The sequence below is a fragment of the Rhodoplanes sp. genome (assembly GCF_013377085.1).
Classification (GTDB): domain Bacteria; phylum Pseudomonadota; class Alphaproteobacteria; order Rhizobiales; family Xanthobacteraceae; genus Rhodoplanes.
Window position 1 is genome coordinate 136,163 of record NZ_JACAAX010000009.1, and the last position, 15,198, is coordinate 151,360.

A 15,198-nucleotide genomic window follows, 5' to 3' on the forward strand; every position below is an offset into this window, starting at 1 on the left:
ACCCCCTCCCGACCGGCCTGCGGCCGGTCGACCTCCCCCCTCCAGGGGGAGGTGAAGTGAAGCCCGTCGTCCCGCTCGCCCCGCCTCACGAACGGCCGCCGGTCTTGGCGGCCTTGGCGGCGTCCCACCACCACACGGTCGGGAAGGCCGCCATGCCGTATTCCGGCATTTTGTCCGGCCGGCCGAAGCGGTCCCAGCGGGCCGTGCGAGCCTTGCCGTAGGTCCACTGCGGCACGACGAAATTGTGCGCCAGCAGCACGCGGTCGAGTGCCCGCGTCGCCGCCACCAGGTCGGCGCGGCTCTTGGCGTAGATCACCTGGTCGATCAGCGCGTCGATGCCGGCATCCTTGATGCCGATCAGGTTGCGCGAGCCCGGCTGGTCGGCGGCCTGCGAGCCCCAGAACCCGCGCTGCTCGTTGCCGGGCGACAGCGACTCCGCCCACACCGAAGTGGTGATGTCGAAGTCCCACTGGCGCATCCGGTTCTCGTACTGGGCGTCGTCGACGGTGCGGACCGACACGGTGATGCCGAGGCGCTCCAGCGAGGGCTTGTAGAACAGCACGAAGCGCTCGGAGTTCGGATCGGAGGCGAGGAACTCGACCGTGTAGGGCTCGCCCGTCCTGGCGTCGATCAGCTTCTGGTTCTTCACCTCGTAGCCGGCTTCGCGCAACAGCCGCGTCGCCTCGCGGAGATTCGCCCGCACGGCCTCCGGATTGCCGCCGGCCGGGTTGGTGTACGGCGTCGTGAACACGCCGGCCGGGATCTTGTCCTTCACGCTCTCCAGGATCTCGCGCTCGCGACCTTCCGGCAGGCCCGAGGAGGCGAGCTCGGTGCCCTCGAAATAGCTGGCGATGCGCTTGTACTGGCCGAAGAAGATCTGCTTGTTCATCTCCTCGAAATCGAACGCGAAGTTGAAGGCGCGGCGCAGGCGCGCGTCCTTGAACTTGTCGCGGCGGATGTTGAAGGCGAAGGCCTGCATCACGCCGACATTGCGGACCGGGAACTCCTCCAGCACGATGCGCTTCTCGCGCACCGCGGGCGTGTCGTAGGCGGTCGCCCAGTTCTTGGCGCTGTTCTCGCTGCGCCAGTCCATCTGATCGGCCTTGAAGGCCTCGAGCGCCACCGTCGAGTCGCGAAAGTACTCGAAGCGCAGCTCGTCGAAATTGTCGCGGCCGATGTTCACCGGCAGGTCGCGGCCCCAATAGTCCTTGACGCGCTCGAACGTGATCGCGCGGCCGGGGTCGATCCCCTTGATTTTGTAGGCGCCGCAGCCGAGCGGCAGCTCCAGCGTGGTGGCGCCGACGTCGCGCTTTTTGCCCGATGCGTCGGTGCCCTCCCACCAGTGCTTGGGCAGCACCGAGAGCTGGCCGACGATCTGCGGCAGCTCGCGGTTGCCGGGCGCGTCGAACGTGAAGGTCACGTCGCGCGCACCGGTCTTCTCGGCCTTCACCACATGGCGCCAGTAGGCGGCGTATTGCGGGTGGTTCGTCTTGAAGGCGTCGAACGAGAAGATCACGTCCTCGGGCGTCACCGGCTTGCCGTCGTGCCAGCGCGCGCCGGCGCGCAGCCGGTAGGTGACGAAGGCGAAGTCGTCCGGATGGCTCACCGCCTCGGCCAGCAGCCCGTATTCGGTCGACACCTCGTCGAGCGCCGACACCATCAGGGTGTCGTAGACGAGGTCGATGCCGCCGGCGATCGAGCCCTTCACGCCGGCCACCACGGTGTTGAGATTGTCGAAGGTGCCGAAGGCGCTCATGCGGGCCGCGCCGGCTTTCGGGGCGCTCGGGTTGACGTAGTCGAAATGCTTGAACGCCGGCGGGTATTTCAGCTCGCCGAAAAGCGACAGGCCGTGCCGCCAGGGCGGGCCCTCGGCCGCTCCCTGCGGCGCGGCGGCGCCTTGCGCGAGGGCGCCTTGCACCAGACCGGCTTGGCCGCCGGCGAGCGGGGCGAGGGCAGGGGCCGCCGCCGCGAGCGCGGTCGAGCGGATGAGGTCACGGCGGGTCAGGCGCAAGGACTATCTCCCAAGGAAAGCCTCCAGGGTGGCTCGACCGACGGTTCTAACCGAATATGTCGGTTTTGGGATGTGCGTCCGCCAGCCGCGCCCCGCCAGGGCCCGGGTTAAATATTCGCAACGCCGAGGCAAGCGAGCGCGCGCCGGGCCGGAGTCCCGGTCCCGGACGCGGTCATGGCCGGATCGGCCATCTGGGGCGACGGGCAGGTCCCGCGCCTGTCGGTCACTGCTTGGGCTGCGGCTCGGCGGAGGCGGCGCCCGTGGTGGTGGGCAGCGGCTGCGGGTTGTCGGACTGCCTGTTGAGGAAGACCAGGATATCGGCCCGCTCGCTTGCCTTGGGCACGCCGGCGAAGGCCATCGCGGTGCCCGGAATATCCGCCTTCGGGCTCTGGATGAATGCGTTGAGCTCGTCGATGGTCCAGCTCCCGCCCTTGGCCTTCATGGCGGCCGAGTAGTTGAAGCCCGCATGCGACGCCCGGGTCCGGCCGACGACGCCCCACAGATTGGGGCCGACCTTGTTGGCGCCGCTCTTGTCGAGGGTGTGGCAGGCCTCGCATTTGCGCGCCGCCGACTGGCCCCGCTCGGCGCTCGCCGTCGCCAGCAGCGCCGTGATCGGCTGGTCGGCCGGGGCGGCGGCCGCCTTGGGCTCGTCCGGCGCGCCCGCCACCGCGATGGCATAGCCGGGCTGCTCCGGCTTGTCCGGAGAGAAGATCACGCCGGCGGTCAGATTGAGGGCGATGACGCAGACACCGCTGAACAGGACAGCGCCGGCAATCTTGTTGATCTCGAAGGAATCCATCGCGCAAGGGCTCCGAAAGGGCGAGCAATGACGGCGGGGGTCCGGCCGCACGAGGTTCGAGAAAAACATAGCGGGTTTGCGAGCGACCTTGCAACACGTATAAGCGCCGCCGAAAGCCGCGGCTCGTCCTGTCGCGGCCGGCATGGCGTGGCGCTCTCCGATGGCCGAAACCGACGTCGTCGTTCTCATCCCGGCCCGGCTCGCGGCCACCAGGCTTCCCAACAAGCCGCTCGCCGACATCGGCGGTCGGCCGATGATCGCCCATGTGCTGGCCCGGGCCGAGGCGGCCGCGGTCGGCCCCGTCTATGTGGCGACCGATTCGGAGGAGATCCGCGCTGCCGTCGAGGCCGCCGGCGGCCGCGCCGTTATGACCCGGTCCGACCATCCCTCCGGCTCCGACCGCATCTTCGAGGCGCTGACGACCATCGATCCGGACGGCCGGTTCGACGTCGTCGTCAACGTCCAGGGCGACCTGCCGACGCTGGCGTCCGCGGACCTCGCGGCGGCCGTGCGGGCAGTCGACGATCCGGCGGTCGACATTGCGACGCTCGCGGCCGAGATCCGGCGCGAGGAGGAGCGCACCAATCCGAACGTCGTCAAGGTGGTCGGCACGCCGGTGTCGGAGCGCCGGCTGCGCGCCCTCTATTTCACCCGGGCGACCGCGCCGTGGGGCGACGGGCCGCTCTGGCATCATATCGGGCTCTACGCCTATCGGCGCGCCGCGCTCGCCCGCTTCGTCGCTCTGCCGCCCTCGGTGCTGGAGCGGCGCGAAAAGCTCGAGCAGCTCCGGGCGCTCGAGGCCGGCATGCGCATCGACGTGGCGCTGGTCTCCTCGGTGCCGCTCGGGGTCGACACGCCGGCCGATCTCGCCGCCGCCCGCGCCATGCTGGCCGGCGCGGATTGACTCCTCCCGATCCGAGCGCGTACCCAAGGCCCATCATGGATCAGCGAAAAATCGTCTTTCAGGGCGAGCCCGGCGCCAATTCGGACATCGCCTGCCGCGAAGGCTATCCCGACTGCCAACCGGTGCCGTGCCCGACCTTCGAGGACGCCTTCACGGCGGTCGCCTCCGGCAAGGCGACGCTCGGCATGATCCCGATCGAGAACTCGGTCGCGGGTCGGGTCTCCGACATCCACCACCTGATGCCGACCTCGCGGCTGCGCATCGTCGCCGAGTGGTTCCTGCCGATCCGCAACCAGCTCATGGCCGTCAAGGGCGCCACCCTGAAGGACCTGAAGTCCGTCGAGAGCCACATCATGGCGCTCGGCCAATGCCGCCGCTACCTGCGCAAGCTCGGCGCCGTGACCAAGGTCGCGGCCGACACGGCCGGCGCCGCCCGCATCGTCGCCGAGGCCGGCGACAAGACGCGCGGGGCGATCGCCTCGCGGCTCGCCGCCGAGATCTACGGGCTCGACATCCTGGCCGAGAACATCGAGGACGAGTCGCACTCGACCACGCGCTTCATCGTGCTGGCGCGCGAGCCGGCCGTGGTCGCCCCCGGCAACGGGCCGGTGATCACCACCTTCGTGTTCCAGGTGCGCAACATCCCGGCCGCCCTCTACAAGGCGCTCGGCGGCTTCGCCACCAACGGCGTCAACATGACCAAGCTCGAGAGCTACATGGTCGAGGGCAATTTCGCCGCCACCCAGTTCTATGCCGATGTCGAGGGCCATCCGGACGAGCCGGGCCTCAAGCTGGCGCTCGAGGAGCTGGCTTTCTTCTCGCAGCCGAAGTCGCTGAAGATCCTCGGCGTCTATCCGGCGCACCCGTTCCGCGCTACGTTCGCCAAACGGTCGCAGCTCGAGGTTGCGACCTGAGCGGGGGCTTTCCATGGCGGAGACGGACGGCAAGGTGCGCAGGATCCTGTTCCTGAGGGTGACGCTGCCATCGGCGGACGCCGCCTATGTGCGCTCGGTCGTGCAGGCGACAGCGCCGTTCTACAGCCTCCTCGGCGGCACCAGCGTGCGCCTGCTGCGCAATGTCGACGACCCCGCGCAGTTCATCCAGGAGATCGCCTACGAGACGCCCGAGTCGATCGAGCTGAGCCGCCAGCGCATCGCCGGCGACCTGCGCATCCAGAGTTTCCTGCAGGCGTGGCGCTCGCTGCTCGGCGGCGCCGTGCAGCTCGAAGTCTACGAGGATCTCTCTACGGGATCGTGAGAGAGTCTGGATGCAGGACCCACTCGGCCTCATGGTGAGGAGCGCTCCGAAGGAGCGCGTCTCGAACACACAAGTCGGCTATAGCCGACTTGTGCACCCATGAGTACCGAAGTCGGGCAGGCCCGACTTCGGTGGCCGCCCCGTCCTTCGAGACGCCCGCTACGCGGGTTCCTCAGGACGAGGCGGAATTGGTTCAGTCATCCAATGCGGAACTGCCGCTCACGCCGCCTTCTTCTTTGGCGCGATCAGCTTGCGCTTGAGCAGGCACTCGGCGATCTGCACGGCGTTGAGGGCGGCGCCCTTGCGCAGATTGTCGGAGACGCACCACAGCACCAGGCCGTTCTCCACCGTCGCGTCCTCGCGGATGCGGCTGATATAGGTGGCATCCTCGCCGGCGCACTCGTAGGGCGTGACGTAGCCGCCCGGCTCGTGCTTGTCGATGACCAGGCATCCGGGCGCGGTCGACAGGATCTTGCGCGCCTCGTCGGCCGAGATCGGCTTCTCGAACTCGATGTTGACGGCTTCCGAATGGCCGATGAAGACCGGCACCCGCACGCAGGTCGCGGTGAGCTTGATCTTCGGATCGAGAATCTTCTTGGTCTCGGCCATCATCTTCCACTCTTCCTTCGTGTACCCGTCCTCCATGAACACGTCGATCTGAGGGATGATGTTGAAGGCGATGCGCTTGGGGAACTTCTTGGTTTCCACCTCGCCGAGCGTGAAGACGGCCTTGGTCTGCGAGAAAAGCTCGTCCATCGCCTCCTTGCCGGCGCCCGACACCGACTGGTAGGTCGAGACGACGACGCGCTTGATGCCGGCGCGGTCGTGCAGCGGCTTGAGCGCGACGACGAGCTGCGCGGTCGAGCAGTTCGGGTTGGCGATGATGTTCTTCTTGCGGAAGCCCGCCACCGCGTCGGCATTCACCTCGGGCACGATCAGCGGCACGTCCGCGTCGTAGCGCCAAGCCGAGGAGTTGTCGATCACCACGACGCCGTGCGCGCCGATCTTGGGCGACCACTCCTTCGATACGCTGCCGCCTGCCGACATCAGGCAGATGTCGACATCCGAAAAGTCGTAATGCTCGAGCGTTTTCGTCTTGAGGATCTTGTCGCCAAAGGAGACCTCGACGCCCATGCTGCGCCGGGACGCGAGCGCCACCACCTCGTCGGCGGGGAACTGCCGCTCGGCGAGGATCTCCAGCATCGCGCGGCCCACATTGCCCGTGGCGCCGACGATCGCGACCTTGTAACCCATAGTTTACTCCCAGGATTAATATCCCTCGGCGCAGCCAACCGGAGTCACCGAAGCAAAACCGCTTCTAGGCGAGAACGACGGTCGAGACAACGCATGGCTCATCCGCGGTCGGAGACGGTTCCGCAGGACCCATATAGGCTTCGGTGTGCAGCATGGCTACTTTTCTGGGATCGGACGACGCCGCGCCCGGCCGGGCTCCCATTGCGGCGGCCGTGTCGACGGTCGGGACCCTCATCCGCTACTCGTTCTACCTGGTCGGCGCCCTGGTGCTCGGCCTGATCGGTCTCGTCATTCTGAGGGTGTCGAGCTACCAGGTGACGAAGGTCGACGAGGCGCCGTCGTTCCGGCTCGGCGTCTCCTCGCTCGATCGCCTCCCCGCGCAGGGCCTCGTCGCCACCGGCCGCGGCATCGGACGGGTCGAGATGCGCCAGTACGGTCGCATCCATGGCCGCGACCAGGACCTCACCGTCGCCCTCGTCGTGCCTCCGAAGAACTGGTTCGGCGAAACCGATATTGCTCGCGAGGTCAGGGACATACCGAGCCTTGGCGCGGTCTCGACGCGGTTCGGGCAGGTGCACTGGGATCTGGACACGCGGTTCGGCGACGTGCGGGCGGTCGACTTCGTGGTCCAGGCGGACGGGCTGCGCAAGCAGTGCCTCGCCTTCCTCAGCCGGTTCGACACCACGGCCGTCTACCTGAAGGGCTGGTATTGCGAGGCCGACGGCAGCCGGCCGGTCGCCGACAATGTCGCCTGCCTGCTCGACCGCCTGGTGCTGGAGAAGCCGCTCGCGGGCAAGGAGGCCGACGGCTTCCTGCGCGCCCGCATGGGCCGCGGAATGCGCTGCTCGGCCACCCTGGTCACCCAGACCAGCGATGCGCGCGGATCCAACCCGGCGTTGTTGCGCAAGGCGAATCCCTACGCGCCGTCGCGCTACTGAAGCCGCCCGGGTGCAGCAGGGGGGCCACAGGTCGCCCGGAAGTCGCCCGGAACCGGCCCGTTAAGGCGTCCGTTGCCTTGTCGTGGTACGGGAATCGACGGTATGAGTGTCTTTCGCGTTCGAAATGCTTGCGAGGATCCGATGCGCCCGATGACCTTTGTCGCTTGCGCCGTTGCCGCGGGGCTGGTGGCGGTGCTGTTCTCCGCGCCGGCCGATGCCGCGACCAAGCGGCGCGCGGCTCGCTATTACGACCCGGTCGCCGACTACAACGGCCGCCCGGCGTCGCGCATCACGGTGCGCAAGCGCTCGTTCCTGGATCCCGGCCGCGAGCCGCTGCCCAACAGCCAGCACTACAGCGACTATGCCTTTTCGCCGTCCTACACGGTGTTCCCGTCGTTCTTCGATCACAGCACGGCGCCGGGCTCGTGGTCGCGCATGCCGCTGCCCGGCCAGTTCGACATCCCGGGCTACTCGCGCTACTGAGCGCGGCTGAACTCACCCGCCGGTCGTTCCGGGGCGCTGCGAAGCAGCGAGCCCGGAACCCATGACCCCTGTCTCTCGATCTGCAATGCGCGCCGGGCGTATGGATTCCGGGCCCGCGCGCTTGCGCGCGCGTCCCGGAATGACGGCGAGCATCACACCCCCGCCAGCCGCGCCACCTCGTCGATCACGGCCTGCCCCATCTCGCTTGTGCCGACCACGGTCGTGCCCTCCGACTTGATGTCGGCGGTGCGCAGGCCCTTGTCGAGCGTATTGGCGATCGCCGTCTCGATGAAGTCGGCCTCGCGGCCGAGCCCGAACGAGTAGCGCAGCGCCATCGCGAACGAGGCCAGCATGGCGATCGGGTTGGCGATGCCCTTGCCCATGATGTCGGGGGCCGAGCCGTGCACCGGCTCGTACATCGACTTGCGGGTGCCGGTCGACGGATCGACGTCGCCGAGCGAGGCCGAGGGCAGCATCCCGAGCGAGCCGGTCAGCATCGAGGCGACGTCGGACAAAAGGTCGCCGAACAGGTTGTCGGTGACGATGACGTCGAACTGCTTGGGCCAGCGCACGAGCTGCATGCCGCCGGCGTCGGCCAGCACGTGCTCGAGCGCGACGTCCGGGAACTCGCGGGCGTGCAACGCGGTCATCACCTCGTTCCACAGCACGCCGGACTTCATCACGTTGCGCTTCTCCATCGACGCCACCTTGTTGCGGCGCTTGCGCGCCAGCTCGAAGGCGACCCGGCCGATGCGCTCGATCTCGTAGGTGTCGTAGACCTGCGTGTCGATGGCCCGCTTCTGGCCGTTGCCGAGATCCACGATGGTCTTCGGCTCGCCGAAATAGACGCCGCCGGTGAGCTCGCGCACGATCATGATGTCGAGCCCGTCGACCACCTCGCGCTTGAGCGAGGAGGCGTCGGCGAGCGCCGGATAGCAGATCGCCGGGCGCAGATTGGCGTAGAGGGCGAGGTCCTTGCGCAGCCGTAAGAGGCCGGCCTCGGGGCGCGCCTCGTAGGGCACGTTCGCCCATTTCGGTCCGCCGACGGCGCCGAAGATCACCGCGTCGGCGGTCTGCGCCAGCGCCATTGTGGCGTCCGAGATGGCGACGCCCTCGGCGTCGTAGGCGGCGCCGCCGACCAGCCCCTCCTCGGTCTCGAAGGTGCCGAGCCCGTGTGAATTCATCCAGGCGATCAGACGCTTCACCTCGGCCATCACTTCGGTGCCGATGCCGTCGCCGGGAAGCAGGAGAAGCTTGTAGGTCGCCATGATTCGCCTTGTGGGGGGTCTGTGCCGAAAGGTGCCGCCCTGTCGGACGGATGTCGTATGTGACGGGCGGAGTGCTAATGCGCGGATTGCCGAATGGCAAGGCAGGCGTGGCGGTAAGAATCCCGGCGTCGTGCCCCGCGCAGGCGGGGCACCCAGTACGCCCAGCGGTGCGAAGGCACGACGACCGGGGTTACTGGGTCATCCGCCTTCGCGGATGACGACGGCGGCCGATGGCAGGGCTCCGGCTAGATGCGCGGTGCCGGCAGGCCGGCGGCGGCGCAGGCGGCCCGCACCGTGTTGACCAGCAGGAACGCCACCGTCATCAGCCCGACGCCGCCCGGCACCGGCGTGACGGCGCCGGCGACCGCCATGGCCTCGTCGAAGGCGACGTCGCCGACCAGGCGGCTCTTGCCGTCCTGCGTCGGCACCCGGTTGATGCCGACATCGATCACGGTGGCGCCCGGCTTGATCCAGTCGCCGCGGATCATCCCCGGCTTGCCTACCGCAGCGACCAGGATGTCGGCGCGCCGACACACCGCCGGCAGGTCGCGGGTCTTCGAATGCGCCATCGTCACGGTGGCGTTCTCGCGCAACAGCAACTGGGCGACGGGCTTGCCGACCAGATTGGAGCGGCCGACCACCACGGCGTCGAGGCCGGCGAGCGTCGCGTGCACGGTCTTGGCCATGTAGAGGCAGCCGAGCGGCGTGCAGGGGACGAGGCCGGGCAGGCCGGTCATCAGCGCCCCGGCGCTCATCGGGTGCAGGCCGTCGACGTCCTTCCTGGGGTCGATGGCGAGGATCACGGCGAGCGAATCGATCTGCTTCGGCACCGGGAGCTGGACCAGGATGCCGTGCACGGCCGGATCGGCGTTGAGCCGCGCGATGACGTCCAGCACCTCGGCCTGCGAGGCGGTCGCCGGCAGCCGGTGCTCGAACGAGCGCATGCCGGCCGCGGCCGTCGCCTTGCCCTTGTTGCGGACATAGACGGCGCTGGCCGGATCGTCGCCGACCAGCACCACGGCGAGGCCGGGCACCAGGCCGTGGTCGGCTTCGAGCCGGGCCACCTCGGCGGCGACCGCCGTCCGCACGGCCTCGGAGGCCACCTTTCCGTCGATCAGTCGGGCAGTCATGCGGCGTCGGCTCCGGTCACGCGGGCAAGCGCCGCGGCGAGCGCCCGCGCCTCCCCGAGAATCTTGATGCGCTTGATGCGGGCGGTGTCGCCGGCGACCAGCGTGACGGCGCGTGACGGCAGCCGCAGGGTCTTGGCGAACAGGGAGAGCAGGGCGGCGTTGGCCTCGCCGTCGGTCGGGGCGGCGCGCACGCGCGCTTTCAGGACGGCACGGCCGTCGGCGAGCCGCTCGATCCCGTCGAGAGCATCGCGGCCGCCACGCGGGGTCAGCCGCACCGTCACGACGAGACCGTCCGGCGCCTCGCTCCAGGCGGCGGAGCCGTCCGTCACATCAGGGCCCGGGCCAGGATCGGGAGAAGCACCGACTGGATGAAGAAGATCACCAGGATGACGATCACGGGCGAGATGTCGATGCCGCCGAGATCCGGCATCACCCGGCGGATCGGCCGCAGCACCGGCTCGGTGATCCGGTACAGGAACTCGCCGATCATCGAGACGGCGTTGTTGCGAGTGTTGACGACGTTGAAGGCGATCAGCCAGCTCAATACGGCCGCGGCGATCAGGATGTACACATAGAGCGTCAGCAGAGTGCTGATGAAACTCAGGAATTCAATCATCTCTCGGTCCAGTCAGGTGATCGCAATACGCGCCTTGCATGGCGTGGATTCGGCGGGCCGGGGCCGTGCGACGTGTACCGTTCCGCTTCGGCAGCGGCAAGCGGCAAGAATGCCGCTGGTAAACGCCGCGTGCCGCGGCGTCCTGCCACGAGCGGCGGGGGGCTGTCGCCGGGGCGCAACGCTGTCCGCCGCCCTGGCGGACAATCCTTGACACCATAAGGAGCGGACCCGTAAATGGCGCCACCTGATGGCTCGCCACCCTTGTGGCCGCGAGCGGCGGGGCCGTAGCTCAGTTGGGAGAGCGCCGCAATCGCACTGCGGAGGTCAGGGGTTCAAATCCCCTCGGCTCCACCATCCCATCCGGTCCGATCCCGAATGCCGCCGATCCGCCGCCGCGAGCCGCGGGCACCGGTCGGACGATTCGTTGCGGTCGGTCCCGCGCCGTTCGCGGTCTCGTGCCGATTCGGATTCATTCCGTCCGGCGGCCGGCATCCGCATCATCAAACCGAGATCGAAGACCCTGGAAGGAACGAAAATGGCGACTCGCGCGGGGAGCAAGACTCTCACGAAAATCGCGAATTCGGACGAGGCGGTGGAGCCGCGCAGCCAGCGCCGCAAGCCCGAGACCGGGCGCTATCTGCTCCAGGTCGATCGTCAGACCAAGGAATCCTACGCGACCATCGAGGCCGCCGAGGCGGCCGGCCGGGTGATCAAGAACGCCTTTCCGGTGCTCCAGGTCTCGGTCTACGACCCGGTCGACTGCGTCGCCAAGCTGATCGAGGCGGAGTCGGAGTGACCCGGCCTTTTTGCTGAACACCGGCCGGTCGGGACGCTGTCTCGCTCCGCGTCGACGGCCTGCACATGGGCTGTCCGTGCAGGGGAGCCGTCATGCGCGGGCTCGACCCGCGCATCCAGCCAAAGCGCAAGGACGCTTCTGCGGACGTCGATGGATCGCCGGGTCATAGCCCGGCGACGACACCGAGAGCGACGGGGCTGGCCGCTTATTTCGGCGTCAGCGTTTCGGTGCCGAAGCCGTCATTGCCGCGCACGGCCCAGATGCCCTTCAGCACGCCGCCGTCCTGGAGCTGGTACATGACCAGGCCCGGCTTGCCGTCGAGCGTGTAGGTGGCCGAGAGCGTGTCGTTCATGCGCATCCCGAACCCCGTATAGGTCGAGCCGCCGATCGACCAGCGCACCGTGTAGGTGGTGTCGGAAATCACCTGGACGGCGAGCGAGCCGCCATAGCTCGAGCCGTCCGGATTGGTGCCGGCGACCGCGTAGCTCTTGGCGAGCGTCAGCGATTCGGCCCCGGCGGGCGCGACGAGCGATCCGACGACGAGGATCGCGGCGAGGGTTCGGCGCATCGATGGACTCCTGTTGCCCGGTCGGGCGTCCGCCATCGGGGCGCGACCGGGGAGGCAGGATCGATGGGCAAAAGATCGTCTGTCAACCGTGCGCGCCGTCACAGACGAATCGACCCGACCTGTCGCCGCACCGGCGCATCCGTGATGCGCCGGTGACGGCCGGCCCCGCTCAGCCGGGGCGCGAGGCCCTGTGTGCGGCCGAAAAACCGTCGTCGGCCGGCACCAGAGGCGGTGCCGAGACCAGGCGGCGGAGCCGCGGATCCGGACGCCGGCGCGCCTGCCGCCGCTCGCCGGCGCGCACGGCCAGGAGTGCGGTCGGGTCGCGCCACAACGGCTCCGCATAGGCGTCGGCGAGATCGCTGCGGGTCAGCCCGATGTCGGACAGCATGCGGTCGTTGAAGCCGCCCAGCATGGCGGCGTCGCGGCGGTGTCGCATCGTCTCGGCCAGATGGCGCGTGGCGCGCACCACCGTCCCGATCGCCGTGGCGATCACCCGCAGGGCGGGCATTTGGACGAAGCGGGCGGACGACAGCGCCGTCATGGCGACCTCCTGGTGTGTGGCGACTCGTGTGGCGGCGCGGCATCGTCGGCGTCCCCCTCCGAGGACGCCACCCGAATTGCCGCGCGTGTTGCCGGGAGCCGGAGAATGCCATTCCGGGATTGATGACGAAAACGAATGTTTTTAATCTGACCGATAAGCCGTGCTGATGGTTTGGCCCGGCGTCCCGGCGTCCCGGGCAACCCGGGGGTACCCCAGCGAGAGGTTCCGATGACCACGCTGCTCGACGTCGACCAGCTCCGCACCTTCGTGGCCATCGCCGAGACCGGCTCGTTCACGCGCGCCGCCGAGATCGTCCACAAGACCCAGTCGGCCGTCTCCATGCAGATGAAGCGGCTGGAGGAGCGCATCGCGCGGGAGCTGTTCGCCCGCGACGGCCGCGCCTCCAAGCTCACCGAGGACGGCGAGCGGCTGCTCGACTATGCCCGCCGCATCGTCAAGCTGAACGTCGAGGCGGTGGCGGCCTTCGGCACCGAGGAGTTTTCCGGCCGGGTGCGGCTCGGCGTGCCGGACGACTATGCCGACCGTTATCTGCCCGAGATCATGGCGCGCTTTTCGCGCGTCTATCCGGGCGTCGAGCTCACCGTCTATTGTGAGCCGTCCGTGGACCTGATCGCCCGCATCGACCGCAGCGAGATCGACATCGCCATCGTGACGAGCTGCGACGCCCACCGGGCCTCGGAGATTTTCCGCCAGGAGCGGCTGCTGTGGGTGACGTCGAACCGCCACGCCATCCATCTCGACACGCCGCTGCCGCTGGCGCTCGGCCGGCCGACCTGCAACTGGCGGCAGGCCGCGATGAACAGCCTCGATTCGATGGGCCGCACCCACCGCCTGCTGTTCTCCAGCGAGAATGCCGGCGCCATCTCGGCCGCCGTGCTGGCCGGGCTGGCGATCTCGGTGCTGCCGACCTCGGGCCTGCGCCCCGGCATGCGGGTGCTCACGCCCGCCGACGGCTTCCCCGAGCTGCCGCCCTGCCGCATCGGCCTTCTACGCAATCCGCACAAACGCTCGCCGCTCGCCGACGCGCTCGCCGGTCACATCGTCTCGTCGCTGGACAACCTTTCGGCCGGTGCCGCGGCGGCGGAGTGAGGGCGGCGTGATGGCGGCGTGATGGCGATGGGGGCTTCCGTCTAGATCTCTCCCCGCGCGCGCTATGGGATGCACACATCGCTTGCCATGCATGAGAGCGTCATGCGCGGGCCGCGACCCGCGCATCCATCGAGCTTCGTAAAAATGCTTGTTCGCAGGATGATGGATCGCCGGGTCAAGCCCGGCGATGAGCGCGGCGCACGATCGCACGATCCTCGCGGGCGGCCCGTTTCGTGTCGTGCCTCTAGGGCGATGGCGCGAGCTGCTCGGCGGCTCTGGGCGCCCCCGTCTGTGGCGGCCGACCGCGCGGCTTGAGAGCCGGCGGCTTGGTCTTCGGTCCCGCGTCCTTGCTCGCGCGGCGGGCTTCCAGCTCGGCCAGCTTCACCTGCCGCTCTTCGAGGTCTGCCTTCTCGACGGCGATCTTCTGATCGAGCGCTTTCTGCGCATCCTCGATCATCGTGAGCAGATCCTCCGACGACATGTCGGAATAATTCGGCGCGTCCATAAGTCCCTACTCCTGTTCCGAACCGACGATCGGCGTCCCCGGTTCGGCGATCGCATCGTCTCCGCCCGCCGGATCGCCGTGCGGCGCGATGCAGCCTGTGAATCGTCCAAGCGCCGGCTAAAGAACATATCATGAACACTAATTCAAGCCCGTCGCCGCAGGGCGGCCCGGCGCAGCGTGATCCGCCACGCGCGTCGCATGGTGAAACGGGTCGTCGGATTCTCGCCGCAGTCCGCTTCTGTAGCCCGGGTCGAGTGAAACGAAACCCGGGATCCGCGGCACCGTCTGCCCCTGGACGTCGCTGCGAGGCTGGGCAAGAATACGCCTCAGGCGGCGAGGACCGGGCATTGCCGGCGGTGAGCGGTCGTCAGGGTGATTTCAGGCGCGAATCGGGCGAGGAGACGCCGGACGGCGCGGAGAAGGGTCTGGACGGCGTCCAGGGGGCCGCGCGCGAGCAAATCGGCGGCTCGGTCGATCAGATGGGCCGCGAAGGCGGCGAGGCCGAGGATGGCGAGCACGCGTGTGAAGTTGTAGCAGAGCGCCATCAGGCTCCATTCACCGCGCACCTTGCGGAAGCCGCGCACGAGAAAGTGGCGGTAGCCGGCGCGGCACTTCAGCGTGCCGAACGGATGCTCGGCGAGGGCGGAACGACGGCGCATCAGGGTGCCGGCCCCCTGCATGCGGGCCCGGTGGCGGTCGAGCACGTCCTCGTGCACCCAGCGAAGAACCTCCCGGGTCCCCGATTTGGCGGTGATGCAGCGCAGCCGCAGAGGACACGCGTCGCACACGCCCTTGCGGCTCACGTAGCGAACCTCGAGCCGGCCGCCATTCTCCTTGGGCGTCTTGGTCGGCCGCAGCTCCGCACCAGACGGACAGCGGTAGACGTTCGCCTCGGCCTCGTAGGTGAAGTCGGTGTGAGTGAAGCAGCCCTGTGCCGCGAGCCGCCCGGTGCGCTCGGCCGCCGGCACATAGGCGACGATGCGGTCGTCCTCGCAGCGCTTCAGCGTCGTGCTGTTGT

At 68.6% G+C, this 15,198-nt stretch carries 18 protein-coding genes and 1 tRNA gene; 8 read left to right on the plus strand and 11 right to left on the minus strand.

Annotated features, from left to right (window positions below; all coding sequences use genetic code 11):
- Positions 1 to 85 precede the first annotated feature (85 nt).
- Positions 86 to 2,011, minus strand: a complete 1,926-nt coding sequence (locus tag HXX10_RS09340) for an extracellular solute-binding protein (RefSeq protein WP_296521902.1) — start codon at positions 2,009 to 2,011, stop codon at positions 86 to 88.
- A gap of 223 nt (positions 2,012 to 2,234) precedes the next feature.
- Positions 2,235 to 2,810, minus strand: coding sequence for a cytochrome c family protein (locus HXX10_RS09345; protein ID WP_296521903.1), 576 nt, complete (start codon positions 2,808 to 2,810; stop codon positions 2,235 to 2,237).
- A gap of 160 nt (positions 2,811 to 2,970) precedes the next feature.
- On the opposite strand from HXX10_RS09345, the gene HXX10_RS09350 reads away from it, so the two are divergent.
- Genes HXX10_RS09350 through HXX10_RS09360 form a run of 3 tightly spaced genes read left to right on the plus strand, consistent with a single transcriptional unit; the run spans position 2,971 to position 4,971 of the window.
- Positions 2,971 to 3,714, plus strand: coding sequence for a 3-deoxy-manno-octulosonate cytidylyltransferase (locus HXX10_RS09350; protein WP_296521904.1), 744 nt, complete (start codon positions 2,971 to 2,973; stop codon positions 3,712 to 3,714).
- 35 nt (positions 3,715 to 3,749) lie between these two features.
- Positions 3,750 to 4,628, plus strand: coding sequence for a prephenate dehydratase (locus HXX10_RS09355; protein ID WP_296521905.1), 879 nt, complete (start codon positions 3,750 to 3,752; stop codon positions 4,626 to 4,628).
- Positions 4,629 to 4,641: 13 nt separating this feature from the next.
- Positions 4,642 to 4,971 (plus strand): hypothetical protein, encoded by a 330-nt coding sequence (locus HXX10_RS09360; RefSeq protein ID WP_296521906.1) that lies wholly within the window; start codon positions 4,642 to 4,644, stop codon positions 4,969 to 4,971.
- A 219-nt stretch (positions 4,972 to 5,190) separates the two neighbouring features.
- Here the strand turns inward: HXX10_RS09360 and HXX10_RS09365 are convergent, their stop codons facing one another.
- A complete protein-coding gene (locus tag HXX10_RS09365; protein WP_296521907.1) occupies positions 5,191 to 6,225 on the minus strand; it encodes an aspartate-semialdehyde dehydrogenase in 1,035 nt (344 codons plus the stop codon).
- A 152-nt stretch (positions 6,226 to 6,377) separates the two neighbouring features.
- Here HXX10_RS09365 and HXX10_RS09370 point away from each other — a divergent pair, with 152 nt between their 5' ends.
- Together HXX10_RS09370 and HXX10_RS09375 are read left to right on the plus strand one after the other, a co-directional pair.
- Positions 6,378 to 7,163: a hypothetical protein gene (locus HXX10_RS09370; RefSeq protein ID WP_296521908.1), complete on the plus strand. Its 786-nt coding sequence runs from the start codon at positions 6,378 to 6,380 to the stop codon at positions 7,161 to 7,163.
- A 150-nt stretch (positions 7,164 to 7,313) separates the two neighbouring features.
- Positions 7,314 to 7,646 (plus strand): hypothetical protein, encoded by a 333-nt coding sequence (locus HXX10_RS09375; RefSeq protein ID WP_296521909.1) that lies wholly within the window; start codon positions 7,314 to 7,316, stop codon positions 7,644 to 7,646.
- A gap of 152 nt (positions 7,647 to 7,798) precedes the next feature.
- Here the strand turns inward: HXX10_RS09375 and leuB are convergent, their stop codons facing one another.
- The 4 genes from leuB to HXX10_RS09395 form a co-directional block, all read right to left on the minus strand.
- The gene (gene leuB, locus HXX10_RS09380) at positions 7,799 to 8,914 is read right to left on the minus strand and encodes a 3-isopropylmalate dehydrogenase (RefSeq protein ID WP_296521910.1); all 1,116 of its coding nucleotides are present in this window, start codon (positions 8,912 to 8,914) and stop codon (positions 7,799 to 7,801) included.
- Between the two features lie 245 nt (positions 8,915 to 9,159).
- The gene (folD, locus tag HXX10_RS09385) at positions 9,160 to 10,044 is read right to left on the minus strand and encodes a bifunctional methylenetetrahydrofolate dehydrogenase/methenyltetrahydrofolate cyclohydrolase FolD (RefSeq protein WP_296521911.1); all 885 of its coding nucleotides are present in this window, start codon (positions 10,042 to 10,044) and stop codon (positions 9,160 to 9,162) included.
- The gene (locus HXX10_RS09390; protein ID WP_296521912.1) at positions 10,041 to 10,373 is read right to left on the minus strand and encodes a DUF167 family protein; all 333 of its coding nucleotides are present in this window, start codon (positions 10,371 to 10,373) and stop codon (positions 10,041 to 10,043) included. The genes folD and HXX10_RS09390 overlap by 4 nt, the downstream gene beginning before the upstream one ends.
- A complete protein-coding gene (locus HXX10_RS09395; RefSeq protein ID WP_296521913.1) occupies positions 10,370 to 10,660 on the minus strand; it encodes a YggT family protein in 291 nt (96 codons plus the stop codon). Before HXX10_RS09395 ends, HXX10_RS09390 begins: the two co-directional genes overlap by 4 nt.
- A 278-nt stretch (positions 10,661 to 10,938) precedes the next feature.
- Between HXX10_RS09395 and HXX10_RS09400 the strand changes: the two genes are divergently transcribed.
- Positions 10,939 to 11,014 (plus strand) — tRNA-Ala (locus tag HXX10_RS09400).
- 181 nt (positions 11,015 to 11,195) lie between these two features.
- On the plus strand, positions 11,196 to 11,456 hold the full coding sequence (locus HXX10_RS09405; RefSeq protein ID WP_296521914.1) for a hypothetical protein: 261 nt from the start codon (positions 11,196 to 11,198) through the stop codon (positions 11,454 to 11,456).
- 205 nt (positions 11,457 to 11,661) lie between these two features.
- Here HXX10_RS09405 and HXX10_RS09410 read toward each other — a convergent pair whose 3' ends face one another.
- Both HXX10_RS09410 and HXX10_RS09415 read right to left on the minus strand, forming a co-directional pair.
- Positions 11,662 to 12,024, minus strand: coding sequence for a hypothetical protein (locus HXX10_RS09410; RefSeq protein WP_296521915.1), 363 nt, complete (start codon positions 12,022 to 12,024; stop codon positions 11,662 to 11,664).
- Between the two features lie 169 nt (positions 12,025 to 12,193).
- Complete coding sequence (locus HXX10_RS09415; RefSeq protein ID WP_296521916.1) at positions 12,194 to 12,565, minus strand: DUF1127 domain-containing protein; 372 nt, start codon at positions 12,563 to 12,565, stop codon at positions 12,194 to 12,196.
- A 228-nt stretch (positions 12,566 to 12,793) separates the two neighbouring features.
- On the opposite strand from HXX10_RS09415, the gene HXX10_RS09420 reads away from it, so the two are divergent.
- Complete coding sequence (locus tag HXX10_RS09420) at positions 12,794 to 13,675, plus strand: LysR substrate-binding domain-containing protein (protein WP_296521917.1); 882 nt, start codon at positions 12,794 to 12,796, stop codon at positions 13,673 to 13,675.
- A gap of 244 nt (positions 13,676 to 13,919) precedes the next feature.
- On the opposite strand, the gene HXX10_RS09425 is transcribed toward HXX10_RS09420, so the two are convergent.
- Positions 13,920 to 14,180, minus strand: a complete 261-nt coding sequence (locus HXX10_RS09425; RefSeq protein ID WP_296521918.1) for a hypothetical protein — start codon at positions 14,178 to 14,180, stop codon at positions 13,920 to 13,922.
- A 326-nt stretch (positions 14,181 to 14,506) separates the two neighbouring features.
- The coding region (locus HXX10_RS09430; protein WP_296521919.1) for a transposase at positions 14,507 to 15,198 on the minus strand (692 nt) is incomplete at its 5' end.